The organism is Nonomuraea terrae, from assembly GCF_004348995.1.
In the GTDB taxonomy this organism is placed as follows: domain Bacteria; phylum Actinomycetota; class Actinomycetes; order Streptosporangiales; family Streptosporangiaceae; genus Nonomuraea; species Nonomuraea terrae.
Window position 1 is genome coordinate 1 of sequence record NZ_SMKQ01000024.1, and the last position, 25,988, is coordinate 25,988.

A 25,988-nucleotide genomic window follows, 5' to 3' on the forward strand; every position below is an offset into this window, starting at 1 on the left:
GGCTGGTGGTGGCGTACGTGTTCGCGACGCCGTACGTGCTGCCCTGGTACGACGGGCTGGCGCTCGGGCTGCTGGCGCTGGTGGGCGCGTCGGCGGTGGACGGGTTCGTGGTGGCGCACCTGATGGTGTTGTCGCTGGCGTACCTGCCCGCCCGGGTCGAGGGCCAGCCCGACGACCTCGCCTGGCTCAGGGAGGTCGTCAGGCCTCAGCTCGCCTGGGTGCTGCTCGCCCTGACGGTGGCGCTGGTGGTGTGGGCCTGGCGAGCTGCAGGGCGCGTACGCACGCCGCCAGCGTCAGCGGCACCGCGACCGTCAGCGCCATAGCGGGGATGGCGATGCCGGAGTCGTTCATGAGGAAGCCGACGAACGCGCACGTGAGCGCGCCGAACAGGCCCGCCCTGAGCGTCGGGGCCAGCGCGTAGGCCTGGCCGAGCGCCGAGGCGCCCCAGCGCGACGGCCGGGCCAGCACCAGGAAGAGGAAGGCCAGCGCGACCAGCGAGAGCAGCGTCAGCGGCAGGTTGCCCACCGTCACGCCGATCATCGCGCTGAACTTGCGGCCGACGACGGTCAACGCCTGACCGTCGATGATCTGCTGGACGAAGTTGCCCAGGTGGGTGCGCTGGTCGTCAGGGCGAAGCCAGTCGAACACCGACAGCGCGCCCACCAGCACGGCCCCGGCCAGGCCGACGAGCAGCAGTCGTAGGAGGGAGACGCGTCTGCCGGAGAGCAGGATGAGGAAGACGGCGAGGCCGACGACGAAGGCCGGGACACCGCCGAAGTCCGCGCCCCACGACGGCCATCCGTCGGCGAAGACCGCGAAGACGCCGTACGCGCCGCAGGCCGTGACGACCACGAGTCTGGACACGCCCCGGCCGAGCAGCCACTGGGCCACTCCGGCGAGGCCGAGGATCGTGCCGGTGGCGTAGGCGGCGAAGGCGATGTTGCTGAAGCCGTAGAAGCGGCCGCCGGTCACGGGCTCGTAGCCGGTGACGGCGTTCACCTGGAGAGTGGAGCCGGTCATGACGTCGAGCAGCAGGGCGAGCGAGGTGACGGCGGCGACCACGGTCAGCGGGCCCAGCACGTGGGCACGCCACGGGCCGGCGAAGGCGACGGCGGTGATGAGGCCGGCGATGGCGAGGATCGTCACGATCACCGACAACATCGGCACCGGGAAGGTCCACCAGGGCACCAGCTGGGCCAGGAACGTCGCGACCGCGATCGCCCCACTGACCACCGCGACGGCCTGGACCGACTTGAGCACCGTGGAAGCGCCTGCCGTGCCCTCTGTCCCCGTTCCGGAGGGTTGGGAAGCGATTGTCTCCCCGGTTCCGGGGGGTCGGGCGTCGGCTGCCGCACCGGTTCCGGCGGGTTGCGCGTCGGCCGTCGCACCGGGTTCGGCGGGGTGGGTGTCCCGGGCGGTCGTCCCGGGTTCGGCCTGGTTGGCGGCGGCTCCTGTTTCGTTGGGCTCCTCGCGGTTCGTGGGGGCGGGTGTCGTACGGCGGCGGCGGAGGGCCAGGGCGGCGACGGCGTAGAACACCAGCTGGACCGTCACCAGGACGGTGAAGAACGGGCCGCGGACCTCGCGCAGCACCTTGCTGGCCAGGTCGGCGTCGGCCAGCTCGGTCACCGTCGCGGACGTCGCTCCCGGTGCCGGGCCGCCTGCCTGCCAGGGCCGGCCCACGACCTCGCGTGGCGCGTCGAGGCCCAGGAGCTGGACGGTCGTGGCGGTGAGGTCGGTGATGGTGACCAGCGCGTCCTGGCGGGTGGAGGTCGCCGTGAGGTGGCCGTACGGGAACGGTTGTCCTGCGGCGGACGGGCCGGCGGCCAGCGCCACGTGGAGGTGGGCGTCGGGGGTGACGTCGGAAACGCCGGCCAGCAGGATCGTGGTGCCGGTAGGCAGCCGGTCGATCAGGGCGCCGATCCGGCGGTCGGCCTCGGCCACCGCGGCTCGGCGCTCGGGCGCCGGGAGGGCCGTGGGGACGCCGTACTCGTCGTGGGGGCGGCGGAACCAGGCGTCGGCGAGGTCGTCGGCGGCGAAGACGATCAGGTCGTACGGGGTCAGGTCGGTGAGCGCCTCGGGAGTGGGAGCGTATTTGGCGATATTTCCGGACTTGTCGGCGGCGGCCAGGGCGGCGCCCGGGCCGATCGCCGCCACCTTGCCGCCGTTGTCCGCGACGAGTTGCCCAAGGGTGCCGATGCGCGCGTCGTAGCCGGTCTCGGCCTGGTACGCGGCCATCGCCGCCCAGCCCGGGACCGTGGCGCCTTCGCCGGACGCCTGGGGAACCGGGGGCTCAGGGCAGCCGCGCACCGCCGTCCCGGCCCGCTGCCCCGCCGATACGGTCAGCCAGCCGGCGGTCGGACAGGTGATCCCGCGCTCGGGCGGCGGCACGGCCCGCGTCGACAACGACCCCGAGGCCCCCTGCCCGACGAGCCGCCACAAGACCGGGGTGCCGGCCTCGTCGAGGTCACTCCACTCCAGCCCGGGCACCCCGATCAACGCCACCCGCCTTTCCGGCGCGCGTTCGCCGGCCGAGGTCCCCCCGGCACGTGCGACGGCCGGCGCCCCGCCGGCGGTCCGGCCGGCCGCCAGGTGTAGCGCGGTGGTGGGTGTGCTGTCGGTCGTGGGGCCGGCCGCGTGAAGCAGCGCGGTCGTGTGGGGGCTGTCGCCCGTAGTCGTGGTGGCGAGCGCCGGTGCGGCGGGGATGAGCAGGACGGTGAGGGTGAGGGCGAGGGTGGTGAGCAGGTGGGAGGGGTGCCGACCGTGCCGTCCCTCGGGCGGGTACGGTGTGGCGTTTGGCATGGTGGGACCCCCGGTGTTTGCCCTCGATCGACAACAGCCACGGTAACGTCCCACATCGTGACAAGTGGCGAGGTGCAGGTGAGACGGCGGCAGTGGTGGGCGTGGTCGGTGGCGGCGCTCGTCGTGGTGGCGGCCGCGACACCGCTCGTGCACATGTGGCTCACCAACCCCGACGACCAGCGCCTGGTCGACCTGGACGTCTACCGCACCGGCGGGCAGATGCTGCTCGAAGGACGGCCGCTGTACGACTACGTCACCCCGGCGCCGCAGTTACTGCCGTTCACGTATCCGCCCATCGCGGCGATGATCGCCGTGGTGCTGGCCAAGATGTCGTGGGAGACGGCGCAGTGGGTGTGGACGGCCGGGATCTTCGTGGCGCTGGCCGTGACCGTGGGGTTCGCGTTCCGGGAGACGCTGCGCAGGGACGCGATGCGCGCGTACGCGCCGTGGGTGTTCGCGGTGCTCATGGTGATGTGCACGTACCTGATGCCGATCAGGGACCAGGTGCGGTTCGGGCAGGTGGACATCCTGCTGGTGGCGCTGTGCCTGGCCGACTGCGTGGCCAGGAAGCCGTGGTGGCCGCGCGGGTTCCTGATCGGCCTGGCGACGGCGGTCAAGCTGACGCCGGGCGTCTTCCTGATCTACCTGCTGGTCACGCGGCAGTGGCGGACGTTCTTCATGGCGTCGTTCACCGCGGCGGTGCTCACGTTGTTGCCGTTCGCGGTGATCCCGCAGGACGCGGCCGGCTTCTGGTTCTCGGCGCTGCTCGACCCCGAACGTCTGGGCGCGAACGCGGCCACCACCAACCAGTCGATGCGCGGCATGCTGATCCGGCTGTACTGGCCCGACCTGCTGACGACCGCGATCTGGGTGGCGCTCGTGGCGGCGGTCGCCTGGTACGGGTTCCGCGGGGCGCGGGACGCGTACGAGAAGGATGATCCGATGACGGCGGTCGCGCTCGTCGGGCTCATGGCGGTGCTGCTCTCGCCGGTCGCCTGGATCCACCACCTGGCCTGGGTGGTCGTGGTGCTCGCCGCGATCGTCGGCGACGGCCGCGACCCGGTGCGGCTGCGCGTGGCGGCGGGCGTGTGGCTGTACTACGTGGTGCCGGTGCCGTGGTGGGGGGTGTCGCTGAGGGCCGCCGACATCCCGGGGGTCAGCCTGGTGCTGGGCAAGATCGTCCAGAACGGGTACGGCCTGGGAGCCCTCGCCCTGGTGTGGTTGCTGGTGTCCTGGTTGCCGAAACGGCGGCAGATCGCTTGACCGGAACGTTACCCTGCGTGCTGTGCTCATTACCGTATGGCTGATCGTGGGCCTCGTCATCGGGGTCAGCGGCGTGCTGATCGGCTACCTGGCGTTGCGGGAGGCCAGGGCCACCGTGGAGGAGGGCCGGCGCATGCTGGCCCGGCAGCTCTCCGAGGCCCCGGGTGACCTCAAGGCCGTCAGGGACGTCGCGGTGTGCCGCTACGACGCGCTCTCGGAGATGACCGGGCGGCTGTCGTTCTCGATCGCGATGATCAACGGCCTGGGCGACGGCATCGTGCTGACCTCGATCAACGGGCGCAGCGAGACGCGTACGTACGTGCGCCCGGTGGTGGGAGGAAAGGGCGAGGAGCCGCTGTCCCCCGAGGAGGAAGAGGCGGTACGGGCGGCCAGGCTCGGCCTCGGACCGGTGGTCGCCTGCCGCGCGTCCGAGACGCTGTGAGGCCAGGGGGCTGGGCGACGATCCGCGGCGCGTGACCGGCTCTCCTGGGGGGTGACCGGCCGGCAGAAGGGTGTGCCGACCGAAACGGTCCGTTTTTCCAGGACGCTGTAGGGCGAAAACGGCGACATGTGCTCCCGACCTGCGGTTACTCTGGACCCATGCCCAGACTCGCCTATCTCGGACCGGAAGGGACCTTCACCGAAGAGGCCCTGAGGCTCCTCGACCCCGCCGCGGAGCGGCTGCCGTGCGCCACCGTGAGCGCCGCGCTCAACGCCGCCCGCGCGGGCGACGCCGACGGCGCCGTGGTCCCGCTGGAGAACTCCGTCGAGGGCGCGATCACCACGACGCTCGACGAGTTCGCGTGGGGCGAGCCGTTGATGATCAACGCCGAGCTGCTGCTTCCCGTGCGGTTCTCCCTGCTGGCCAGGCCGGGCACCGAGATGCCGCACATCAAGCGGGTCTACACGCATCCCGCGGCCATCACCCAGTGCCGCGCCTACGTCTCCCGCGAGCTGCCCGACGCCGTCGTGGTGGCCGCCCCCTCCACGGCCGCCGCGGCCCAGGAGGTCTCGCTGCCGGGCTCGCCGTACGACGCGGCCATCGCGGCGCCCATCGCCGGCGAGCACTACGGGCTGGTGGAGCTGGCCTCCGACATCGGCGACAGGACCGACACCGTGACCCGGTTCGTCAAGGTGTGCCGTCCGGACGGGCCGCTGCCCGAGGCGACCGGATCCGACCGCACCTCGCTGGTGGTCTTCCTGGCCGACGACCACCCGGGCGCGCTGCTGGAGATGCTGACCGAGTTCTCCGTACGCGGGGTCAACCTGACGCGCGTCGAGTCGCGGCCGACCGGCGACGGCATCGGGCGCTACTTCTTCCACTTCGACTTCGAGGGCCACGCCGCCGACGCGCGGGTCGGCGAGGCCCTGGCGGGCCTGCACCGCATCGCCGGCGAGGTGCGCTTCCTCGGCAGCTACCCGCGGGCCGACGGCATCGCGCCGCAGGTCAAGCGCGGCACGACCGACGCCGAGTTCGCCCAGGCGGGCGACTGGCTGGCGCGCGTCCGCGCCGGCCAGGTCTGAGACTCACCCGGCGGGCACCACGTGTGCGACAGGCGGAGGAACCTTTCCAGCTTCCGTCCGTCCGTGGCCTGACCGGTCAGCCCTGCCGGCGGCGCACCTGGATCACGGATGTGTCGCGGGGGTAATAGGGGGGCGGGGCGCGTCGGTACGCCGGTAGCCTTTTCTTTGTGATTGACCTGCGTACCCTTCGTGAGGATCCCGACCGGCTACGGGCGTCGCAGCGTGCCCGCGGCGAGGACGACACCGTCGTCGACACGCTGCTCGACCTCGACGAGCGTCGCCGATCGGCGCTGACCTCGTTCGAGTCGCTGCGCGCCGAGCAGAAGAGCATGGGCAAGTCGGTCTCCAAGGCGCAGGGCGAGGAGAAGGCCGCGCTGCTCCAGCGGGCCAAGGACCTCGCGGGCCAGGTCAAGGCGGCCGAGTCCGAGGCGGAGAAGCTGGGCGCCGAGCTCGACCAGCTGCTCCAGAGCGTGCCCAACCTCGTCGAGGAGGGCGCCCCGCCCGGCGGCGAGGACGACTACGTCGTGCTCGAGACGCACGGCGAGCCCAGGGCGTTCGACTTCGAGCCGAAAGACCACCTGGAGCTCGGCGAGGCGCTCGGCGCCATCGACATGGAGCGCGGCGCCAAGGTGTCCGGCTCGCGGTTCTTCTTCCTCAAGGGCGTCGGCGCGCGGCTGCAGCTCGGCCTGCTCAACATGGCGATGCAGCAGGCCATCGAGTCGGGGTTCGTCCCCATGATCACTCCGGTGCTGGTCAAGCCGGAGACCATGCAGGGCACCGGCTTCCACGTGGCCCACGACAAGGAGATCTACCGTCTCCCCGATGACGACCTCTACCTGGTCGGCACCTCCGAGGTGTCGCTGGCGGGCTACCACGCCCAGGAGATCCTCGACGGCGGCGACCTGCCGCTGCGCTACGCGGGCTGGTCGTCCTGCTTCCGCCGCGAGGCGGGCTCGTACGGCAAGGACACCCGGGGCATCATCCGCGTCCACCAGTTCGACAAGGTCGAGATGTTCTCCTACGTGCGTCCGGAAGACGCCCACGAGGAGCACCAGCGCCTGCTCGCCTGGGAGAAGGAGATGCTGGCCAAGATCGAGGTGCCCTACCGCGTCATCGACACGGCGGCCGGCGACCTCGGCATGTCGGCCGCGCGCAAGTTCGACTGCGAGGCGTGGATCCCGACCCAGGGCCGCTACCGCGAGCTGACCTCGACCTCCAACTGCACCGAGTTCCAGGCCCGGCGGCTCGCCGTCCGCTACCGCGACAAGGACGGCAAGCCCCAGCACCTGGCCACGCTCAACGGCACGCTCGCCACGACCCGCTGGATCGTGGCGATCCTGGAGAACCACCAGCAGGCCGACGGCTCCGTGGTGGTCCCGCAGGCGCTGCGCCCCTACGTGGGGCTCGACGTGCTCGTGCCCGCCAAGTGAGCGCGGCGGGCGTCGTTCCTGACCAGGGCGGCGCCCGCCAGCAGCACGACGGCGGTCAGCAGCACGGCGAGCGCCGTGGCCGCCGCATGGCTGGCCGGGGTGCCCTGCGCCCAGCCCTGAAAGGGCGTGTAGACGCTCAGGTAGACCAGCGGCGCGCCCAGCGTCCCGACGGCGACCGGCACGGCGCGGGCCCGTCCGGCGATCGCCGACCCGAGGCACACCGCGCCGCTCACGGGGAGCGCGAGCAAGGCCGCGAGGAACGGAAGCCCGCCCAAGCCGGCCACGTGGGCGGGGAACCCCCCGGGGTCGAACGGGTCGCCGGCGATCACCGGAACAGACACGCAGGCGGCGGCCGCGAAGCCGGTGTAGACGCCCGCGTGGCGGCGCAGACCCGCCCCGACGCCGCCGAAGAGCACACAGGCGGCCAGGAAGAGCGCCACGTCCCGCTCCAGGGCCAGGTCCACCTCGGGCGGCTCGGCGCCGGGCAGGCCCACGCGCCGCCAATCGCCTGACGTGTCGCGGACCAGGATGCCGTCCGCGCCGTTCGCGACGACCACCACGTGCCCCTCCGGCCGGTGCTGGACGGCCAGGGCCACGGACTCCAGCCTGTCGTGGGGTTCGTACTGTCTGCTGAGCCGTTCGAGCTCGTCGGGGGAGGCCGCCCACGACGGGCGCCACGTGTGGCCGCCGTCGTCCGACTGCTCCACGGCCATCCGGTTCGCGGCCACCCGGTAGCACCGCGTGGCCTGGTACGGCACGCATTGGGCGGTCCGCGGCGCCTTGCCGTCATAGGCGCCTGAGGTCGGGGTCCACGTACGGCCGCCGTCCTCGGAGAGCCAGGCGGACGAGGTGTCGGTGCGAACGGTGATCCGGCCGTCGTTCTCCTCCACGGCGACGGTCGTGGGGTGGCCCAGTGCGGCGGAGGTGGCGGTGACGGCGAGGACGGCCAGCGGCATCGTGACGATCATCACGTGCCGGCGGTCCGGGCCGGTGCCGCGCCCGCGTACCCACCAGGCGAGGGCGAGCGCGGGCAGGGCGAGGAGATCGCTGGAGTCGGCCAGGACGCGCGAAGGGCCGCCCACGAAGGTCCAGACCTGGGAGGCGAGGTCCGCGCCCGTCTCCGTCGTTTTCACGAGCGCGAAGACCACTCCGGTCAGCACGGTGGCCGCCAGATCGGCGCGGCGGGGGAGGAGCAGCGCCAGGAGGGCGGGGGCCACGAGGAGCCCGGCCACGTCGCTGAGTTTGCCCGTGACGAACCCGGGCCAGGTCTGCTTGAGCAGATGGTCGTTGATCAGGAGCACGACCACCCCGGCCACGGTCACGGGGTGGCATAACCAGGCGTACCTCATGCAGAGGTTGACGGCCCGCCGCAGCGGTCGGTTCGGGCCGTGACCGGTCTGAGACGTGCAAAGACCGGAGCCCGCTGGCCGCGAACTCCGGTCTGTCTTGCCGTTACTACAGGTCAGATGGCGCGTACCTGAGAGGCTTGCGGCCCCTTCTGGCCCTGCGTGATCTCGAACTCGACCCGCTGGCCGTCTTCAAGGCTGCGGTAGCCACTGCCGACGATCTCGGAGAAGTGCACGAACACGTCCGGCGCACCGCCGTCCGGGGCGATGAAGCCGAAGCCCTTCTCGGCGTTGAACCACTTGACGGTTCCCTGAGCCATAAAAGCTCTCCCTCAGGATGATGAATCTATGGGACCCACACCTCGTGAGTCCCGGTGTGTCGTACAGCAAGCACCCGGGGTGGCTCAGACAAAGTCATGCTGGTTTTCACTACGGGATCAGCTAATACAACGCCATCACATCTAACACCATTCTGGCGCGTTGGTGTTCCCGTCCCTACGAAGATTTCTGTCACGCGGCATCACCAGGCAAACTGGAACCTGTTATGCAGAGCCTTCCCCCGCCGCGTCTTGTGGCCACCGACCTCGACGGAACCGCCTTGCGCACTGACGGAACCGTGTCTCCCCGTACGGCCGCCGCCTTCGCCCAAGTCGAGGAATCCGGCAGCATGCTCGTGTTCGTGACCGGGCGTCCGCCCCGGTGGATGGGCGGCGTCGCGGGCGCCGTACGCCACCGCGGGCTCGCCATCTGCGCAAACGGAGCGCTGGTCTACGACCTCCATAGCGAACAGATAGTGGAATCGCACCTGATCACCGTGGAGGTGCTCGAGGAAGTGGTCGCTCAGCTAAGAGCGAACGTGCCGGATCTGGCATTTTCGGTCGAGTACGAAGCCGGTTTTGCGCACGAGTCAGATTTCCCCGCCGCGGTGTCCGGTGGCGATTCGCTGACCGGGCGTCCGTGCGCCAAGCTGCTGGCCCGTCACCCGGCCATGGGCCCGGACGAGTTGCTGGCCATGGCGCACGGGCTCGTCGGCCACCTGGTGACCCCGACCCATTCCTCCGGCAGGGGGCTCGTCGAGATGAGCGCCCAGGGGGTGACGAAGGCGACCGCTCTGGCCGCGCTCGCCGCGGAGCACGCGATCGAGCAGGCACAGAGCGTCGCCTTCGGCGACATGCCGAACGACCTGCCCATGCTGAGCTGGGCAGGCACGTCGTACGCGGTCGCCAACGCGCACCCCGACGTGCTGGCGGCCGTCGATCACGTGACCGCGACCAACGACGACGACGGCGTCGCCCGGGTGATCGAGGAGTTCTACAGGTAGGGGCCGGAACCGTGCGGCGGGCGCTGCTCGTCGCCCTGCGCCACACCGGGCAGCGCCCTGCGCATCTGCTCGAGCTGGGCACGAGCGGCCATCTGCTGGGCGAACAGCGTGGTCTGGATGCCGTGGAACAACCCCTCGAGCCAGCCGACAAGCTGGGCGTGCGCGATGCGCAGCTCGGCGTCGCTCGGCGGCGCGCCGTTGTCCTCGGTGAACGGCAGCGACAGGCGCTCCAGCTCGTCCACCAGCTCCGGCGCCAAGCCGTCCTCGAGCTCCTTGATGGAGGACTCGTGGATCTCCTTCAACCGCTTGCGGCTGGCCTCGTCGAGGGGGGCCGCGCGGACCTCCTCCAGAAGCTGCCGGATCATGCTGCCGATGCGCATCACCTTGGCGGGCTGCTCGACCAGGTTGGTGACCGAGCGATCCTCCTCGCCGTCATCGCCCTGACCTTGGAAGTCAGGGCCTACCACCACGATGTGGGGGGTGTTGTTGTCCTCAGCATTCATAACACTCACCGTACTAGCAGGATCTTGCCGACGTGTTCTCCGGAATCCAACATTCGGTGTGCTTCGGCGGCGTCCGCCATGGGCACCTCCGCGTGCACCACAGGACGCACGGCACCCGCCCCGACCAGCGGCCAGACGTTGTCGACGACGCTGCGGACGATGACGCCCTTGTCGTCGACCGGACGGGCGCGCAGCGTCGTGGCGTGCACGGCCGCCCGCTTGGCGAGCATGGCGCCGAGGTCGATCTCGGCCTTGCGGCCACCCTGCAGGCCGATGATGACGAGCCGGCCGCCGGTCTTCAGTGCCTTGACGTTGCCCGCCAGGTATTTGGCGCCCATGATGTCGAGGATGACGTCGGCGCGTACCTTGTCGGCGAAGTCCTCCTCGCGGTAGTTGATCACCTCGTCGGCGCCCAGCGCCCTGACTCGCTCTGCCTTCTCGGCCGAGCCGACGGTGGTGACGACGTGGGCGCCGAGCGCCTTGGCGAGCTGGACGGCGAACGTGCCGATGCCGCTGGCCCCGCCGTGCACGAGCAGCGTCTCGCCCTTGCGCAGCCGGCCGATCATGAAGACGTTGGACCACACCGTGCAGGCGACCTCGGGCAGGCCCGCGGCCTCGCGCAGCGGCACGTGCTCCGGCACCGGCATGACCTGCTGCCAGGGCACCGCTACGCGCTCGGCGTAACCGCCGCCGGCGAGCAGGGCGCACACCTCGTCACCCGGCTTGAACTGCTCGACGTCGGCCCCGACCTCGGCCACCACCCCCGAGACTTCCAGTCCCGGGTAGGGGGACGTACCGGGAGGGGGGTCGTAGAACCCCTGCCGTTGCAGGACGTCCGCGCGGTTGACCGCCGAGGCGGTCACCTCGATGAGGACGTCTCCTCGTTCGACGCGCGGCTCGGGCACCTCGCGCCACTTCAGCACCTCAGGTCCGCCGGGCTCGGCGATCTCAATGGCTCGCATGCGAACCACGGTAGCCGGGCAAAGAAGTGGTGAGTTGCCGGGCTGCACGGTAAGTGATGGCGTTACCCTGCAAGGTATTTGCTGCCCCTTTAGACCCACCCGAGGGGGAACACGGTGGCAAGACACGATCGAGAAGAATCTCTCGAGGAACAGCTGGCCTGGCTCGACGCGATCAAGGAGACGGAGGAGACGACGCCCGTCTCCGTCGGCGCCTCTTCCGCGTCGGTGGACGAGCCGGTGGCTTCGCCGTACCCCAAGGACCCTTGGCGGCTGGTGACCCCGCCGGAGACGCCGCCCCCGCCGCTGTTCCGGGCCGCGGCCGACTCCGTGCACGACACCGCACAGGACCCCGCGCACGAGACCGGGCAGGAGACCGGGCACGAGACGGTGCCCGCGACCGGGCGGGACACCGGGGACGACGTCGCCGAGGACGCCGACGAGACCCGCGCGGTCGCCAGGGAGGAGCTGCCGCCGCGGAGCTCCTCCGACGACGCGTTCCTCGCGCCGCTGAAGCCGCTGCCGCGGCCCGACGACACCGACACCTACCGGCTGTCGTTCACGCCGCCCAAGCCCGCCGCCGAGCAGCCGGAGGATGCCCCCGAGGCGCCGCCGTCGTGGTTCGGCGACGAGCCCGCGCGGGCGGATGAGGACCCGTCCGGGGACGACGGCGAAGGGTCCTCGCGGGATGAGATCCAGCCGCGCGTCCCGCAGTGGCCGGAGCAGCCGGAGCCCGAGCAGGAGCGGCCGGCCGAGCCGTCGCAGCCGCCGCAGTGGGCGGAGGCCTCCGAGACGTTGCCGCGTACCGACCTGCCGCACTGGCCGGGCGCCGCCGCGCCGGAGCCCGAGTCGCGCGAACGTTCCCCGTGGCCCGAGCCGCCACAGGAGCGCCCGCGGTGGTCGAGCCCGGAGGCGAGCCCCCAGTGGACGGGTCCGCAGGAGCGGCCCGAGTGGACAGGCTCGCAGGAGCGGCCGGACTGGACAGGCCCGCAGGGTGGGACGGACTGGACGGGCCCGCAGGAACGGCCCGAGCCGGTGGAGGCGCAGGAACGTCCGCGACCGGTCGAGTCTCTGGAGCCGACCGAGTCGTCCGAACGCCCGCCCGAGCGGCCGGGCGAGCGTCTGCCCGAGCGGCCGGGCGAGCGTCTGCACGAGCGGCCGGGCGAGCGTCTGCACGAGCGGCCGGGCGAGCGTCTGCACGAGCGGCCGGGCGAGCGTCCGCAGGCGAGCGAGCGGCCCGGGCCGGGTGAGCGTCCGCAGCCGAGCGAGCAGCCCGAGTGGCGGCCCGCCGACCGCGACATCCCGCCGACGCCGCCGCGCCACCGACCGGCCCCGGTCCACGTGTTCAACGCACCGCCGCGCCCCCCGGTCACCGGCCGGCCGACCGTCGACAGCCTCGACCCCGACACCCTCCTGCGCGGACGCCGCAACGCCCCCGCCAAGGGGTGGCGGCGCCTGGTGTACAAGGCGTCCGGCGGCTGGATCAAGCCGGGCGAGCCGCCGGAGGTGCGCCGCAGGCGCGAGCTGATCACCAGGGCCCGCACGCCCGTCACCACCGGCCACCACCGCGTCGCGGTGCTGAGCCTGAAGGGCGGCGTGGGCAAGACCACCACCACGGTCGGTCTGGGCGCCACGCTGGCGCAGGTGCGCGGCGACCGCGTGATCGCCGTCGACGCCAACCCCGACCGCGGCACGCTCTCCGACAAGCTGGCCCTTGAGACCTCGGCCACCGTGCGCGACCTGCTCAACGAGCGCGAGCAGGTCAAGAGGTACGTCGACATCAGGGCGTTCACCTCGCAGGCGCCCTCGCGGCTGGAGGTGCTGGCCTCAGATCGCGACCCGTCGGTCTCGGAGGCGTTCAGCGGCTCCGACTACCAGGCCGTCGCCGAGGTGCTGGAGAACTTCTACTCCATCTGCCTCACCGACTGCGGCACCGGCCTGCTGCATTCGGCCATGGGTGGCGTGCTCGGCATGGCCGACCAGATCGTGCTGGTCAGCTCGCCGTCGGTGGACGGCGCGCGGGCGGCCTCGGCGACCCTCGACTGGCTGGAGGCCCACCACTACGGCGACCTGGTGAAGAACGCCACCGTGGTGTTGTGCAGCGTCAGGCCCCGGTCGAAGTCCGCGGTCGACATCAAGAAGCTGGAGGCCCATTTCGCCGCGAGGTGCCGCGCGGTGGTGCGGGTGCCGTACGACCCGCATCTGGAGGAGGGCGCGGAGATCGACCTCGACCGCCTCCAGGAGGCGACGCGCGACGCCTACCTGCAGCTGGCCGCCAGCGTGGGGGACGGTTTCACCGCCCTGCGCGAGTGAGCGGAGGGTGTGGGATTCGAACCCACGAGGCCATCGCTGACCTGGCCGCTTTCAAGGCGGCTGCACTCGTCCACTATGCGAACCCTCCCGTGTGCGGAAACCACGATAGCGGCTGTGGTGGCGAGGAGGTACGGTCAGCCGAGCTTCGCCAGCAGCCACTTGGGGCCGGCGGTCTCGGCGCCCAGCTCGGCGACGCGTTCCTTCAGCGCCCTGTCGGCGGTGACGACCAGGACGCGCTCCCACGGCTTGGCCCGGCGTACGACGTCGACGATGGCGTCGTCGCCGCTGCCGGTGGCGGCGACGACCTGGATGCCGGGCACGTCGGGGGCGGTCCTGGCCGCGCCCTCCACGACAGCCACGATTCGCGGATACCACTGAGCCAGCACCGGGTGTTCCAGCCGTAGCCCGGCGACGTCGCGCAGCAGCCGGGTGGCGGCGCCCAGCCGGTCGCGCCACCAGCCGTGCTCGGCCCGCGCGCCGACGATGTTGGCCACGTCGAGCACGATGGTCTCCGGCTTGAGGGCGCCCTGGATGTGCTGCCAGCTGGCGGCGAAGCCCGGATGCAGGCGGCGCTCGGCGACCTCGGGCAGCGGCAGCCAGCGCATCTCGGTGCTCTCGCTGTTGGCGGGCGCGGCGGCGAGCAGCTCGTCCGACTCGGCGATCACCGTCTCGAACGCCCACCCTCCGTGGTCGTCGAGGTAGACGCCCCGCACCCGGAATCCGTCGCCGCCGAGCGTGGCCTCCTCGCGGGCCTCGCGCAGCGCGCCGGCTACGGCGTCCTCGTGGCTGTCGCGTGCTCCGCCGGGCAGCCCCCAGGTGCCGCCGTGGTGGCTCCACCAGGAGCGTTTCTGCATGAGCACGTACGGCATGCCGACCTCGTCATGGTGTACGAGCAGCAGCCCTGACGCACCGTGGATGCCCCAGTGCCGGTGGCCCTGGGCGCATTCGGTCCAGCCGTCGCCGTCCTGAACAGCCATGAGCGCGTTCCTCTCAGCCTCCGCCCTTGCTGAAGTGCTGGAAGTCCTTGGTGCCTGACCAGTAGCCGCCCCACTCCCAGCCGACCTGGGCGAAGGCCTTGACGACCTTGTCACCCGGGTTGATCACACCTTTACCCTTTGTTGGGCGCTTGGTGAACTTTCTGGCATTGTCGTGTGCGGTGTCGCCGTCCGCGGTGACATATGGGTTCTGCCGCGGATTGATGTCTATGGCCTCGCCGTACGCGTGGTTCGACCAGCTGGTCGAACCGGTCGCCTGGCGGCAGTTGAAGGCCGAGGTGTTGTTGGCGTCGATGGAGTCGAAGTCGTCCGCCTTGAAGGCGTCGACCAGCTTCATCTGATAGATCGGCCAGCGCCAGTCGTAGAGCTTCCTGAAGACGGTGACGATGTCGTCGGTGACGTTCTCGCGCACGACCAGTTCGCCGGTGTGCGGTTTGTCGTCGAAGCCCCAGTAGGTCAATGTGACCAGGCGCAGATCCCGGTGGTGGACCGGGCAGCCGGGCCGCCAGGAGTAGGGCAGCCGGTCGCGGGAGACCCGCGAGACCTTCGCGCTGAACTCGGGCGGAGCCGTCGGGCTCGGCGTCGCGGTGGCCGGCGAGCCGGTGGTCGGCTCGGGTGTCGGTGATTGCGGCGCCGCGGGCGCGGCCGTCGCGGGTGGTGCGGCGGCCGGACCCGCCGCGCCGCACGCAACGGACGCGATGACCGCGAACGCCAGGGCGGCTGTACGTTTCATCTAGCCACCATATGCGACGTCCGGCCAGGTCAAGGGACTATCAGCACCGTACGACGGGCCCGTTTGGCCAGGGTGGCGGCCACCGAGTGCCGCCACGGCGAACGCGAGCGCCCCACCACGATCGCGTCCGCCATGTACGTGCTCGCCAGCGTCTCCAGCTCGCGGGCCGCCTCACCGCGCATGCTCACGAACGCCCACGGGACCGCGGCGCCGCGTAGTTCCTCCCGCAGGTCGTCGCGCAGGTCGGTGGCCGAGTCGGGGATGACCGGCGACCCGGCGAAGAACCACAGTGTGGCGCTGTTGAGTGACTCCACGAAGGCGACGAGCAGCGCGGCGTCGTCCCGGCGGGCGAGCCCGGCCGCGTACGCGAGCGCGTTGCGGCTCGGGCCCGATCCGTCGAAGCCAACGACGAGCAGGCCGGCTCCGTCCTTGCCGATCTCGAACCGCCCGCTGGGGCGCCGGCCTGACACCGGTTCCCACCGGGGGTCCTCGCCGATGCCGAACACGGCACTTCCCGGGTCAGACGTCCGCGTGCTTGCCGCGGGAGGCCAGTTCGCGCAGCACGTCGGCCGCGTAGATCACCAGGGCCACGAACCCGAGCGCCGCGAGTGCGCCGCCGACCCACAGGTCGTTGACGGTCGCGTCGGCGTACTCGTCGCCGCGCGGCTGGTAGCCGACCGCGAACGGCGCGGCGACCAGCCAAAGGCCGCCGAGGAACAGCAGGACCAGGGCGGTGATGCCCACTTTGGCTCTCATCGGGTCTCCTCCACTCCGACCAGGGACCCCCTGCCGTTCTGGCGGTGCTCGCCGCCCGGGCGCGAGGGGGTGTTCAAGTCTTCACGCAGCGCCTCGACCAGCGGCGCGAGCAGGGTGGCCAGCTCGGCGGAGGACGCCTGCGGCTGCACGGGGACGGGCTCGGGCTCCGGCTCGGGCTCCGCCTTGGGCTTCGGCACCACCAGTCCGCGCACCACCAAGGTCTCGTGAATGGCCAGCACGAAAGCGATCACGCCCACGAGGCCGACGACGGCCACGCCGAGACCGGTGAAGAACTCGGTCTGGGTGGCGTTCGTCCAGTCGGCGTCCTCGGGCTGCGTACCGAGGGCGAAGGGCGCGATCATCAGCCACAGTCCGGCCAGCACGGCCAGGGCTGCGGCGACCGCGCCTACGAACTTGCGAATCATTACGAGATTCCTCCTGATACGAGGTCTTTTTCTGGTGGCGAAGCCTGCGCGATCAGCGCCCGTGATGTGGGCCGCAGGACGGTCTGCGCCACCGTCCAGGCCCGCTCGCGTTCGGGGCGATCGTCGGGCGGCGCCATCTTGGCGACCGCGGTGAGCAGGGCGGAGCGCTCGCCGTTCACCCGCTCGACGCGCTGGGCGATGAGTTCGAGCAGCAGACCGGCCAGGACCAGGTCGTCCTTGCTGAGCGGCTTCGGCGCGGGCGCGGTGGGCGTGCTCCCGCCGCGCAGCGGCAGCTCCTTCAGGAAGAGCGCGGCCAGAAAACCGAGCAGCGCGATGGGCACGCCCACGATGAACACGGTCTCCAGGCCCCGGGTGAACGACTCCAGCACGATGTTCTTGATCGGTCCGGGCAGGTGCTGGATGGCGTCGGGGCTGCCGAGCTTGACGTCCGAGCCGCCGCCGGGCACCGCGATGTGCGCGGCCTTGAGCATCTCGGCCATCTCGTCCTTGAGACGGTTGTTCAGGATGGCGCCGAACGCCGCCACGCCGACGGCGCCGCCGAGCGACCGGAAGAACGACACGCCCGACGTGGTGGCCGCCATGTCGCGCATCTCCGAGCCGTTCTGGGCGGCCAGGATGAGCATCTGCATCGACATGCCGAGCCCGACGCCGAGGACCGCCACGTCGAAGCCGATGACCCACTGGCTGGAGTCGACGTGCAGCCGGGACAGCAGGAAGAGCCCCAGGGCCACCAGCAACATGCCGACGACCGGGAAGATCTTCCACTTGCCGGTCTCGGTGACGATCTTGCCGGAGATCACGCCGGACAGGAAGAGCCCGAACACCATGGGCAGCGTCATCAGGCCCGAGTTGGTCGGGCTGAGGCCCTTGACGATCTGCAGGTATTGCGGCAGGTAGATCATCGCGCCGAACATCGCCATGCCGACGAACAGCGAGGCGGCACTGGTCAGCACGAACGTACGGTTGCGGAACAGCCGCGGCGGCAGGATCGGGTTACGCGCGGTCCGCTCCGACAACACCGCACCGGCGAGCATGAGCAGGCTGAAGGCCGACAGGGCGTACGTCCAGAACGAGTTCCATTCGAACTCGTTGCCGCCCAGGGTCAGCAGCAGCATGAGCCCGCTCGCGCTGGCGGTGATGGTCGTGGCACCCCAGATGTCGATCGAGGTGTTCCGCTTGACCGGGGGAAGTCGCAGAACCCTCTGGATCACCAGGAACGCCACCACGGCGAACGGCACCACCACGTAGAAGCACCATCGCCACCCCAGCCAGCTGGCGTCGACGATGAAGCCGCCGAGCAGCGGCCCCGCCACGGTGGAAATGCCGAACACGGCGCCCATGTAGCCGGAATAGCGGCCGCGTTCGCGCGGGGAGACGATGTCTCCCAGGATCACCTGCGACAGGGCCGACAAGCCACCAACACCCAGGCCCTGGACGGCACGGGCGGCGATCAGCTGTCCCATGTTCTGGGACAGGCCCGCCACCAGGGACGCCGCGACGAACAGACCGAGAGCGGTCTGGAAGAGCAGCTTGCGGCCGAACAGGTCGGACAGTTTGCCCCACAACGGCGTGGACACCGTCATCGTCAGCATGGTCGCGCTCGCGACCCATGAGTACTGGTCCTGACCGCCTAGTTCCCCCACGATCGTCGGCAGTGCCGTGCCCACCACCGAAGTCGAGATCATCGACGTGAGCATCGCGAGCATGAGCCCGGACATGACCTCGAGGATCTCGCGGTGGGTGTATTGCCGCTTCGCGGGGGATGCGGCCTGCGCTTGGGCTACCAAGACACCACATCCCCTTCTTGCAAATTTATCCGAGTTGAGTATACGCACGTTTACTAGCCGCACGGTAAGTCGGGGTTCGTTGAGTAGAGTGCGGGCATGAGTCCCCAGGTGACGGAGGCCAGGCCGCGCGACCGCGAGGCCACCCGGGAGCGGATTTTGCAGGCCGCCCGCGAGCTGTTCAGTGAGCAGGGCTACGAACAGGTGACCGTGCGCATGATCGCGGCGGCGGCGGACGCCAACATCGCGTTGGTCGGCCGTTACTTCGGCTCCAAAGCCGGTCTGTTCGCCGCCGTGCTGCAGGGTGAGCCGACCTTCGCCACCCTCTTCGAGGGTGACAGCGGCTGCCTGCCGCGCCGGCTGGCCGAATGGGCGGCCGAGCGCATGCAGCACCCGCCGGAGAGCCCGATCCTGCGCACGCTCGAACGCTTCGCCGGCCACCCGGAGGTCCAGGGAGCGGCCAGGGAGCGGATGATCACGGCGGTGCTCAACCCGCTGGAGGACAAACTCACCGGGCCCGACGCGCCCTCGCGGGCCCGCATGGCGGCCTCGGTCTTCCTGGGCATCGGCGCGATGCGCCGCCGCGTCGGGCCCCAGAAGCCCACCCCGTCCGACGTCGACCGCCTGACCGCCGTCTTCGAGGCGTGCCTGGCCGACAGCGTGAAATAAGGGCGTGTCCGCTGCTGTTGGCATATGCCAGGTCGAACCGGCTCTGCGAAAGGCGCGTACACATGGCTCTGCCGCTGTCCATCCTTGATCTGGCGTTCATCGGCGAGGGCGAGACGGCGGGTGACAGTTTCGCCGCGAGCGTGGCGCTGGCCCAGCGGGCGGAGGAGCTGGGCTACCTGCGGATCTGGTACGCCGAGCACCACAACATGGACAGCATCGCCTCGTCCGCGACCAGTGTGCTCATCGCCCACGTGGCCGCCCACACCCGGACGATCCGCCTCGGAGCGGGCGGCGTCATGCTGCCCAACCACTCGCCGCTGACCATCGCCGAGCAGTTCGGCACGCTGGAGACGCTCCACCCCGGGCGCATCGACCTCGGCCTCGGCCGGGCGCCCGGCAGCGACCAGAACACCATGCGGGCGCTGCGCCGCAGCCCGTCGTCGGCCGACTCCTTCCCGCAGGACGTGCTGGAGCTGCAGGGCTACCTCACGGGCGAGACGTTGATCCCCGGGGTGCACGCCACGCCGGGCAAGGGCACCGACGTGCCGCTGTACATCCTCGGGTCCTCGCTGTTCGGCGCGCAGCTCGCCGCCGCGCTCGGCCTGCCGTACGCGTTCGCCTCCCACTTCGCGCCCGGCGCGCTGGAGGAGGCCGTGGCGCTCTACCGGCGTGAGTTCAAGCCGTCGGCGCAGCTCGACGCGCCGTACGTCATCGCGGCGCTCAACGTGATCGCTGCCGACACCCGCGAGGAGGCGCAGGAGCAGTTCCTGGCCTCCAAGCGGCAGCGGGTGACGCGGTTCCTCGGCCGGGGGCGCACGTTCACGACCGAGGAGGCCGACATGATCCTCGAGTCGCCGGCCGGTCAGCAGATCGTCCAGATGGCGAAATACTCAGCCGTGGGCGACCCCGACGAGGTCAAGGCGTACATCGACTGGTTCGCCGGTCACGCCGGGGCGGACGAGCTGATCGTGGCCTTCTCCTCGCCCGACAGGAAGGCGGGGATTCGCTCCGCCGAGCTGCTGGCCCAGGCCCACGGGCTCGGCTGACCCCTCAGTCGGCGACCAGCCGGGAGCCGCCGCGTTCGTGCTCGCGCTGGCGCCGCACCACGTACGTGCCGGGGGCACAGCCCAGCGCGCCGTGCTCCGGGTGCAGCAGATAGACCTCCGCCGAGGCGGTGAAGACGCCGAGGTCCTGCCAGTCGGCCCGGTGCGGGGTCCATCGGCACGTGCCCGGCTCGGCGACGAGCATGTGCGTGTTGCCGCCGGCGCCGCCGCGCAGCAGTTCGACGCCCTCCGGGGGCACACGGACCCAGCGGGCGCCGGGCGGGTCGATCGGGCCGGGGACCGGGATGACGATGAGGTCGCCCTGGGCCTGCAGGCCCTCCAGGACGGGGATGCGCAACGACTGCTCGACCTGGTCGAGCACGGACATGTCAGTCATGTGATCACCTTCAGGTTCTGCGTAGGAGCCGGGAGTACTGATCGGCCGACAACCCGTAGGTCCAGCCGGCGGCGGCGACCGGGTCGCCGAAGTACGGGGGCACGGTGAGGCCGTACTGCCTGCGGCTCCCGTCACGTTCGAGTGAACCGTTGACGGCCAGGAGCACCCTGCTGCTCCCGCCCGTGTCGTAGAGCCGCAGCTCGAAGCCCGGATTGCCGGGGTCGGGCGCGGAGGCGACCAGCCGCAGCCCGGCCCGCTCGACGTACGCGCTCCAGCCGAGGCGCTCGATCGCGCTCCGCCTGACCTCGACGTTGGGCTCGTCGGCGATGCGTTCGGGCGTCGGATCGGTGAGCACCCAGTCGGGCACCCGGGTGCCGTGCAGGGCGTGGATCCGCCAGCCGTCGGCGTACCGGAGGGCGGGGCCGTCCGGGTTGTGCAGGCGGGCGCCGCCCTCCTCCGTGTGCAGGGCGACGGGCCGTTCCGAGACGACGCAGACGTGCTGCCTGGGCCACCACCAGTGGCACGCCGCCGCCGCGCGGGCCCACAGTGCCAACACGCGGAGCTGCGCGGCGGTGAACGACACCCCCGCGACACGGCGCAGGGCGTCGTAATGGGCGATCCAGGAGACGGACTGGGTCTCGTACCAGCGGCCGGTCCTCGGGTTGAGTGCCGGCAGGAGGCAGGCGTCGATCGACCGGCCGAGCGGGAGCCACAGCAGCCGGTGGAGCTCCTGGACGACCGGCTGCCGTTCGCGTTCGATCCGCAGGTCGACGCCCGCGCACAGCTCCGCCCTGAGCGCGCGCAGCCGGGTCGGCACCGGCCAGGCGTCAAGGCGTTGGACGGTTTCGGAGTGGGCCGCCCCCGGTGGCATCGTTTCCAGGGCGGCCGCGGGTGAGGCGACCCAGTGGAAACGCGGCGGGGACAGGCCGATCAGGCGGTAGAGCCCGGAGATGGCCGCCTCGGCGGCCGGTCGGTCGGTGGGGCGCGTCGAGAGCGCGCGGCCCAGCCATTGTTCGCGGATAGCGGCGGCTTCGTGCCGCACCATGGCGCTCACCAGAGAGAGGCGGCGCCGCCTCCAAACGTGATCATGTCTCGAATGGTGACAGAACGTCGCGGCGCTGTCTAGATGCTGCGGTGCGTGCTGACGGCGGCGCGCAGCTCGCCCAGCCTGGAGCCGATGGAGGCGTCGAGGGCCAGCGGGTCGCGGGCGTTGAGCTCCTCCATCTTGCGGCGCTCCGGCGTCTGGGTGTTGATGTCGATCTGGCGGCGTTCGAGCCCTTGCATGATCTCGGCCGCCACGGCGTCAACGGGGCGCAGGTCGTAGCCGAGGTCCGCGCCGGCCTGGGTGGTCGCCATCATGGGCGTGTCGACCGGGCCAGGGTAGACGGTGGCGACGTGCACGCCGCTGCCGTACAGCTCGCGCCGGACCGCCTCGTCGAACCGGGTGAGCCCGGCCTTGGTGGCCGCGTACGGCGCGTAGAACGGCGTGCCGACCAGGCCGGAGGCCGAGGCGATGCCGACCAGGGCGGCGTTCCCGTGCCGCGCGCCGGCCTCCCGCAGGTACGGCAGCGCCGCCCGGGTGGCCAGGATCGGGGCGAGCAGGTTGAGCCGGATCATGGCCTCGATGTCGGCCACGTCGATGTCCTCCAGCGCCGCCGCCCGGACGTTCCCGGCGTTGTTGACCAGCACGTCGAGGCCGCCGAGTGCGGCGGCGGCCTCGCGGACCACGCGCTCGGGCTCGCCCTCGGCGGTGAGGTCGGCGGTGATCGTGTGCGCGGTGCCGCCGCGTTCGGTGACCAGGGCGGCGGTCTCGGCGAGCGGGCCGGGGCGGCGGCCGGCCAGCACCACGTGGCCGTGGCGGGCGGCCAGTTCGAGCGCGAGCGCGCGACCGATGCCGCTGCCCGCCCCGGTGACCAGGGTGCGGCGGCCTTGCAGATCAAGATGGGAAGAGCTCATGGGAGGCTCCTGAAAAGGGCGAATGGCCAGGTGACAGGGCATCTTTGACACCCCTGACACACTTGTCAGGCTTACATACTTTGACGAGTGTGTCAAACAAGTCATAGGCTCGATGACATGGTCGGACAGCGGCAATTCGACGAACGGCGCACCCTCGAGCGCGCCCGCGAGGTCTTCTGGCTCAAGGGCTACGGCGCGACCTCGATGCAGGACATCGCGACGGCCTCCGGGGTGCTGCGCGGCTCGCTCTACAACGCCTACCGCGACAAGGAGACGCTGTTCCTGCGCGTCTTCGAGGGCTACGCCGAGGAGTTCCTGGGAGAGGTGGCCCGCACGCTCGCCCATCCCGACGTCGACCAGGCGTTGCGCGACTTCTTCGACTTCACCATCACGTCCATGACCACGGGCGTGCCCACCCGCGGCTGCCTGTCGACCAAGACCGCGATCGACACCAAGGCCGAGGGCGAGCGCATCCGCGTCGCGCTGCGCGAGCTGATCGACGGCATGGAGCGGCTGCTGCGCGAGCGGATCTCGACCGAGGAGGCCCGCTCCCGGCTCACGATCCCGCCGGAGGAGGCGGCGCGCGTACTGATCACCATGACGCGCGGCATCGTCGTGATGGAACGCGTCTACCAGGACCCCGAGCGGCTGCGGGCCACCGCCGCCTCGCTCGTCGAAGCGCTCCTTCCGTGAGCAGGGAGCCGCAGATCCTGGCCTGCTCAGGGGTGCTGTATCCGCCGGAGGGCTTCCGGCACGTCGGCGTGCAGATCTGGCAGGCCATGCGGCTGGCCGAGGTGCACCGGCTCGACGAGATCCTGCGCGAGTGCTGGGCGACGAGCTCGACGCGCTGGACGACGCGCTGGGGTTCCTGCCGTTCAGCAACGGCGTCCACGACGACCTGGGCGAGCAGCCCCGGCGGTCGAGCTTCCGCCGGTTCGTCCGCGAAGGGAAGCTCCCGGCCGGCTACGCCACGGAAGACGGCGTCGCCCTCCACTACGTGGGCACCCGGCTGCACGACGTCGTGAGCGTCCTTCCCGACCGCAACGCCTGGTTCGTGGAGGCCGGGGAGGAGACGGCGCTTCCCGCCCGCCCCTGGGTTCCGTGACGGAGGTCATGGGCTCTACAAGGTAGAAATGCGCGGATATTTCGCCCACCTTTGCGCTCTACTGCCTCCCGCAAGTCGCACGATCTTGAGGGGGAAGCGCAAGTGACGACAACGAGCCGTGTCCGGCGAGGGCGGCTGCGCAGGCTGGCCGCGAGCCTGGCGCTGGCAGGGGCCGCCGTGGCACTGCCGGGGACCGCCGAAGCGGCCGCCGGCGGGGTTCCCGTGGTGGCGGACTGGACGTCCGCCGGGCAGAACGTCAGGAACACCCACTACGCGGCGACGGAGACCGCGATCGGGCCGGGCAACGTGGGGACGTTGCGCAACCGGTGGACGTTCACGGCGAAGGGAAGTGTCTCGGCCACTCCGGCCGTGGTCAACGGCGTGGTCTACGCGCCGGACTGGGGCGGGAACCTGAGCGCGGTCAATGCGGCCACCGGCCGCGCGTTGTGGACCAGACCGGTCAGCGACTACACGGGCGTCAAGGGGGACGTGTCGCGGTCGGGCCCGGCGTACTGGAACGGCCTGCTGGTGCTGGGGGACGGCGGGCTGCAGAGCCCCACCCTGTCGGGCGCGCGCATCTTCGGCGTGGACGCGCTCACCGGCGAGCGGCGCTGGAGCACCGTCGTCGACAACACCCCCGCAGCGATGATCACCGGCTCTCCGGTGGTGTCGGACGGCGTCGTGTACGTGGGCGTCTCCTCCAAGTCGGAGGCGCTGCCCGAGGAGCCGACCTTCCGGGGCAGCGTGGTGGCCCTGGACGCGGCCACCGGCAAGCTGCTGTGGAAGACGTACACCGTGCCGGAGGGCTACACCGGAGGCGCGGTCTGGGGCAGCACCCCGGCGGTCGACCAGAGGACCGGGCTCGTCTACGCCGCCACCGGCAACAACTACACGGCCCCGGAGGGCGTGTGCACCAAGCCGGACGAGACAGGCTGTGAGCAGCCGTCGCCCGACAATCACATCGACGCCGTCATCGCCTTCGACGGGAAGACCGGCGCGATCAGGTGGGCGACGCACACCCTGACGGCCGACACGTGGACAGGCGACCAGCAGTTCGGCCCTGACTTCGACTTCGGGTCGGCGCCCAACCTGTTCACCACGGTGATCGACGGCAAGTCGAGGGACCTGCTCGGCATCGGCCAGAAGAGCGGCATCTACTGGGCGCTCGACCCGGCGACCGGCGAGATCGTCTGGCGGACGGTGGTCGGCCCCGGCGGCCTGGCCGGCGGTCTGGAGTGGGGCTCCGCGACCGACGGCAGCCGCATCTACGCCGCCGTCACCAACTCCGACGGCATCGAGACCACGATCACCTCGGCCACCGGCGTGAAGACGACGACGAAGGCGGGTTTCTGGGCGGCCATCGACGCCGCCACCGGCAAGATCCTCTGGCAGACGGCCGACCCGCAGGGCGGGCTCGTCTTCAGCTTCGTCTCCGCCGCCAACGGCATCCTGTACGGAGGCACCTTCGGCCCTGAGGGCGACAACATGTACGCGCTCGACGGCGCCACCGGCACCGTCGAGTGGGCCTTCCCCAGCGGCGGCTCCGTGGTCGGCGGCCCGGCGATCGTCGACGGCTCGCTCTACTGGGGCTCCGGCTACCAGACCCTCGCCATGGGCTTCCCGTTCGACGGCTCGAACGACAAGCTGTACGCCTTCTCCCTCCCACAGGCGCCTCCCGCTCCGCGGACGGTGTACGTGTCGCAGACGGGCACCGACACGGGGGCGAACACCTCCTGCGGCACCGCGAAGTTCCGGTCGATCGACCCGGCCGTCCGCGCGGTCGCCTCGGGCGGCCGGGTCGTCGTCTGCGGCGGCACCTACAAGGAGGGCGTCGCCGTGACCAAGCCGCTCTCGCTGGAGGTGAACGGCAACGTCGTCATCGACGCCACCGGCCGGCCCAACGGCATCGAGATCGGCGCCCCCGGCGTCACAGTGGCCGGTTTCACCGTGCAGAACGCCGCCGGCGACGGGATCCTCGTCAGGGGCGTGGACAACGTCTCCGTCGTCGGGAACGTGGTGCTGAACAACCGGGGCGGCATCCACCTCATGGGCAGCTCCCACTCGAAGGTGGTGAACAACACCAGCCGCGGCAACGCCGCCGGAATCGTCATCAGCGACGAGGCGGGGCCGGCCGCGGACAACGTGGTCACCGGCAACTCCGTGCAGGACAACCCGCTCGGCGACGGCATCCTCCTCGCCGGCCGCGGCAAGGCCGGGGTGTACGGCACCACGGTCGAGACGAACACCGTCACCGGCAACGGGGGCGGTGGGGTGACCCTGACGTCGTCGGTGGCCGGCGGCGCCGTGCACGGGAACATCGTGCGCGGCAACATCGTCAGCGGCAACGCCGGCGCCGGGGTGAGCGTGCGCAGCCTGGCCGCCGGCCAGGACTTCACCGGCAACGTCATCGGCGGCGCCAACACCATCGGCACGAACAACACCAAGGGGGATCGGACCACCGGTGTGCTCGTCACGTCCGTGGAACCGCTGACGATCAAGGTCAGCGGGAACACGATCGGCAACGACCACTTCGGCATCCGGACCGACGGCCCGGTCACCGTGGCGGACGCGTCCGCCAACACCTTCAGCGGCGTCGAGGTCCCGCTGTCAGCGAACTGAGCCGCCGCACGGCTCCGCGGGCCGGCT

25 protein-coding genes and 1 tRNA gene are annotated in these 25,988 nt (G+C 71.1%); 11 read left to right on the forward strand and 15 right to left on the reverse strand.

Going from position 1 to position 25,988, the window contains the following annotated elements:
- Positions 1-198 precede the first annotated feature (198 nt).
- Positions 199-2,799 carry a hypothetical protein gene (locus E1286_RS11465; RefSeq protein WP_246074740.1) on the reverse strand — a complete coding sequence of 867 codons (2,601 nt, stop codon included), beginning with the start codon at positions 2,797-2,799 and terminating at the stop codon, positions 199-201.
- A 57-nt stretch (positions 2,800-2,856) separates the two neighbouring features.
- Here E1286_RS11465 and E1286_RS11470 point away from each other — a divergent pair, with 57 nt between their 5' ends.
- From E1286_RS11470 to serS, 4 genes are all read left to right on the forward strand, one after another.
- On the forward strand, positions 2,857-4,062 hold the full coding sequence (locus tag E1286_RS11470; protein ID WP_246074742.1) for a glycosyltransferase 87 family protein: 1,206 nt from the start codon (positions 2,857-2,859) through the stop codon (positions 4,060-4,062).
- Positions 4,063-4,084: 22 nt separating this feature from the next.
- Entirely contained in the window at positions 4,085-4,504 is a 420-nt protein-coding gene (locus E1286_RS11475) for a DUF4446 family protein (protein WP_246074744.1), read from the forward strand.
- Between the two features lie 158 nt (positions 4,505-4,662).
- The gene (pheA, locus tag E1286_RS11480) at positions 4,663-5,586 is read left to right on the forward strand and encodes a prephenate dehydratase (protein ID WP_132611532.1); all 924 of its coding nucleotides are present in this window, start codon (positions 4,663-4,665) and stop codon (positions 5,584-5,586) included.
- Between the two features lie 167 nt (positions 5,587-5,753).
- Entirely contained in the window at positions 5,754-7,016 is a 1,263-nt protein-coding gene (gene serS / locus E1286_RS11485) for a serine--tRNA ligase (RefSeq protein WP_132611534.1), read from the forward strand.
- Here serS and E1286_RS11490 read toward each other — a convergent pair.
- The gene (locus tag E1286_RS11490) at positions 6,980-8,365 is read right to left on the reverse strand and encodes a hypothetical protein (protein WP_132611536.1); all 1,386 of its coding nucleotides are present in this window, start codon (positions 8,363-8,365) and stop codon (positions 6,980-6,982) included. The two genes, serS and E1286_RS11490, sit on opposite strands and share 37 nt — an antisense overlap.
- A gap of 113 nt (positions 8,366-8,478) precedes the next feature.
- Positions 8,479-8,682 carry a cold-shock protein gene (locus E1286_RS11495; protein ID WP_091081014.1) on the reverse strand — a complete coding sequence of 68 codons (204 nt, stop codon included), beginning with the start codon at positions 8,680-8,682 and terminating at the stop codon, positions 8,479-8,481.
- Positions 8,683-8,906: 224 nt separating this feature from the next.
- On the opposite strand from E1286_RS11495, the gene E1286_RS11500 reads away from it, so the two are divergent.
- Positions 8,907-9,683: an HAD family hydrolase gene (locus tag E1286_RS11500; RefSeq protein WP_132611538.1), complete on the forward strand. Its 777-nt coding sequence runs from the start codon at positions 8,907-8,909 to the stop codon at positions 9,681-9,683.
- On the opposite strand, the gene E1286_RS11505 is transcribed toward E1286_RS11500, so the two are convergent.
- Together E1286_RS11505 and E1286_RS11510 are read right to left on the reverse strand one after the other, a co-directional pair.
- Positions 9,674-10,186, reverse strand: coding sequence for a bacterial proteasome activator family protein (locus tag E1286_RS11505; RefSeq protein WP_132611540.1), 513 nt, complete (start codon positions 10,184-10,186; stop codon positions 9,674-9,676). The two genes, E1286_RS11500 and E1286_RS11505, sit on opposite strands and share 10 nt — an antisense overlap.
- A 5-nt stretch (positions 10,187-10,191) precedes the next feature.
- Positions 10,192-11,148, reverse strand: coding sequence for an NAD(P)H-quinone oxidoreductase (locus E1286_RS11510; RefSeq protein WP_132611542.1), 957 nt, complete (start codon positions 11,146-11,148; stop codon positions 10,192-10,194).
- Positions 11,149-11,262: 114 nt separating this feature from the next.
- On the opposite strand from E1286_RS11510, the gene E1286_RS51730 reads away from it, so the two are divergent.
- Positions 11,263-13,458: a nucleotide-binding protein gene (locus E1286_RS51730; RefSeq protein ID WP_342776192.1), complete on the forward strand. Its 2,196-nt coding sequence runs from the start codon at positions 11,263-11,265 to the stop codon at positions 13,456-13,458.
- Between the two features lies 1 nt (position 13,459).
- On the opposite strand, the gene E1286_RS11520 is transcribed toward E1286_RS51730, so the two are convergent.
- The 7 genes from E1286_RS11520 to E1286_RS11550 form a co-directional block, all read right to left on the reverse strand.
- Positions 13,460-13,546: transfer RNA gene (locus tag E1286_RS11520), tRNA-Ser, on the reverse strand.
- A gap of 46 nt (positions 13,547-13,592) precedes the next feature.
- Positions 13,593-14,435, reverse strand: coding sequence for an NUDIX hydrolase (locus tag E1286_RS11525; RefSeq protein WP_132611544.1), 843 nt, complete (start codon positions 14,433-14,435; stop codon positions 13,593-13,595).
- A gap of 13 nt (positions 14,436-14,448) precedes the next feature.
- On the reverse strand, positions 14,449-15,186 hold the full coding sequence (locus E1286_RS11530) for a M15 family metallopeptidase (protein WP_165969691.1): 738 nt from the start codon (positions 15,184-15,186) through the stop codon (positions 14,449-14,451).
- Between the two features lie 29 nt (positions 15,187-15,215).
- Positions 15,216-15,692, reverse strand: coding sequence for a universal stress protein (locus E1286_RS11535; RefSeq protein WP_132611546.1), 477 nt, complete (start codon positions 15,690-15,692; stop codon positions 15,216-15,218).
- Positions 15,693-15,705: 13 nt separating this feature from the next.
- Positions 15,706-15,942: an SPW repeat domain-containing protein gene (locus tag E1286_RS11540; protein WP_132611548.1), complete on the reverse strand. Its 237-nt coding sequence runs from the start codon at positions 15,940-15,942 to the stop codon at positions 15,706-15,708.
- Positions 15,939-16,367, reverse strand: coding sequence for a hypothetical protein (locus E1286_RS11545; protein WP_132611550.1), 429 nt, complete (start codon positions 16,365-16,367; stop codon positions 15,939-15,941). The genes E1286_RS11540 and E1286_RS11545 overlap by 4 nt, the downstream gene beginning before the upstream one ends.
- Positions 16,367-18,175: an MDR family MFS transporter gene (locus tag E1286_RS11550; RefSeq protein ID WP_132611552.1), complete on the reverse strand. Its 1,809-nt coding sequence runs from the start codon at positions 18,173-18,175 to the stop codon at positions 16,367-16,369. The genes E1286_RS11545 and E1286_RS11550 overlap by 1 nt, the downstream gene beginning before the upstream one ends.
- A 96-nt stretch (positions 18,176-18,271) precedes the next feature.
- On the opposite strand from E1286_RS11550, the gene E1286_RS11555 reads away from it, so the two are divergent.
- Entirely contained in the window at positions 18,272-18,841 is a 570-nt protein-coding gene (locus E1286_RS11555) for a TetR/AcrR family transcriptional regulator (protein WP_132611554.1), read from the forward strand.
- Between the two features lie 62 nt (positions 18,842-18,903).
- Positions 18,904-19,887, forward strand: coding sequence for an LLM class flavin-dependent oxidoreductase (locus tag E1286_RS11560; protein WP_132611556.1), 984 nt, complete (start codon positions 18,904-18,906; stop codon positions 19,885-19,887).
- A 4-nt stretch (positions 19,888-19,891) separates the two neighbouring features.
- On the opposite strand, the gene E1286_RS11565 is transcribed toward E1286_RS11560, so the two are convergent.
- From E1286_RS11565 to E1286_RS11575, 3 genes are all read right to left on the reverse strand, one after another.
- The gene (locus E1286_RS11565; RefSeq protein ID WP_132611558.1) at positions 19,892-20,281 is read right to left on the reverse strand and encodes a hypothetical protein; all 390 of its coding nucleotides are present in this window, start codon (positions 20,279-20,281) and stop codon (positions 19,892-19,894) included.
- Positions 20,282-20,291: 10 nt separating this feature from the next.
- On the reverse strand, positions 20,292-21,326 hold the full coding sequence (locus E1286_RS11570) for a DUF6745 domain-containing protein (protein WP_132611560.1): 1,035 nt from the start codon (positions 21,324-21,326) through the stop codon (positions 20,292-20,294).
- Positions 21,327-21,403: 77 nt separating this feature from the next.
- Positions 21,404-22,237: an SDR family NAD(P)-dependent oxidoreductase gene (locus E1286_RS11575; RefSeq protein WP_132611562.1), complete on the reverse strand. Its 834-nt coding sequence runs from the start codon at positions 22,235-22,237 to the stop codon at positions 21,404-21,406.
- Positions 22,238-22,354: 117 nt separating this feature from the next.
- Here E1286_RS11575 and E1286_RS11580 point away from each other — a divergent pair, with 117 nt between their 5' ends.
- The 3 genes from E1286_RS11580 (at position 22,355) to E1286_RS47760 (ending at position 25,961) form a co-directional block, all read left to right on the forward strand.
- Positions 22,355-22,930 carry a TetR/AcrR family transcriptional regulator gene (locus tag E1286_RS11580; RefSeq protein WP_132611564.1) on the forward strand — a complete coding sequence of 192 codons (576 nt, stop codon included), beginning with the start codon at positions 22,355-22,357 and terminating at the stop codon, positions 22,928-22,930.
- Between the two features lie 130 nt (positions 22,931-23,060).
- Positions 23,061-23,342: a type 1 glutamine amidotransferase family protein gene (locus tag E1286_RS11585; protein ID WP_132611566.1), complete on the forward strand. Its 282-nt coding sequence runs from the start codon at positions 23,061-23,063 to the stop codon at positions 23,340-23,342.
- 102 nt (positions 23,343-23,444) lie between these two features.
- Positions 23,445-25,961 (forward strand): outer membrane protein assembly factor BamB family protein, encoded by a 2,517-nt coding sequence (locus tag E1286_RS47760; RefSeq protein WP_165969692.1) that lies wholly within the window; start codon positions 23,445-23,447, stop codon positions 25,959-25,961.
- Positions 25,962-25,988: the final 27 nt, after the last annotated feature.

Bases quoted from the DNA above. Each gene is read 5' to 3' on its own strand.
- E1286_RS11465 (WP_246074740.1), bottom strand. From the start codon at position 2,799: ATGCCAAACGCCACACCGTACCCGCCCGAGGGACGGCACGGTCGGCAC.
- pheA (WP_132611532.1), top strand. From the start codon at position 4,663: ATGCCCAGACTCGCCTATCTCGGACCGGAAGGGACCTTCACCGAAGAG.
- E1286_RS11490 (WP_132611536.1), bottom strand. From the start codon at position 8,365: ATGAGGTACGCCTGGTTATGCCACCCCGTGACCGTGGCCGGGGTGGTC.
- E1286_RS11495 (WP_091081014.1), bottom strand. From the start codon at position 8,682: ATGGCTCAGGGAACCGTCAAGTGGTTCAACGCCGAGAAGGGCTTCGGC.
- E1286_RS11500 (WP_132611538.1), top strand. From the start codon at position 8,907: ATGCAGAGCCTTCCCCCGCCGCGTCTTGTGGCCACCGACCTCGACGGA.
- E1286_RS11505 (WP_132611540.1), bottom strand. From the start codon at position 10,186: ATGAATGCTGAGGACAACAACACCCCCCACATCGTGGTGGTAGGCCCT.
- E1286_RS11510 (WP_132611542.1), bottom strand. From the start codon at position 11,148: ATGCGAGCCATTGAGATCGCCGAGCCCGGCGGACCTGAGGTGCTGAAG.
- E1286_RS11525 (WP_132611544.1), bottom strand. From the start codon at position 14,435: ATGGCTGTTCAGGACGGCGACGGCTGGACCGAATGCGCCCAGGGCCAC.
- E1286_RS11530 (WP_165969691.1), bottom strand. From the start codon at position 15,186: ATGAAACGTACAGCCGCCCTGGCGTTCGCGGTCATCGCGTCCGTTGCG.
- E1286_RS11540 (WP_132611548.1), bottom strand. From the start codon at position 15,942: ATGAGAGCCAAAGTGGGCATCACCGCCCTGGTCCTGCTGTTCCTCGGC.
- E1286_RS11545 (WP_132611550.1), bottom strand. From the start codon at position 16,367: ATGATTCGCAAGTTCGTAGGCGCGGTCGCCGCAGCCCTGGCCGTGCTG.
- E1286_RS11555 (WP_132611554.1), top strand. From the start codon at position 18,272: ATGAGTCCCCAGGTGACGGAGGCCAGGCCGCGCGACCGCGAGGCCACC.
- E1286_RS11560 (WP_132611556.1), top strand. From the start codon at position 18,904: ATGGCTCTGCCGCTGTCCATCCTTGATCTGGCGTTCATCGGCGAGGGC.
- E1286_RS11565 (WP_132611558.1), bottom strand. From the start codon at position 20,281: ATGACTGACATGTCCGTGCTCGACCAGGTCGAGCAGTCGTTGCGCATC.
- E1286_RS11570 (WP_132611560.1), bottom strand. From the start codon at position 21,326: ATGGTGCGGCACGAAGCCGCCGCTATCCGCGAACAATGGCTGGGCCGC.
- E1286_RS11575 (WP_132611562.1), bottom strand. From the start codon at position 22,237: ATGAGCTCTTCCCATCTTGATCTGCAAGGCCGCCGCACCCTGGTCACC.
- E1286_RS11580 (WP_132611564.1), top strand. From the start codon at position 22,355: ATGGTCGGACAGCGGCAATTCGACGAACGGCGCACCCTCGAGCGCGCC.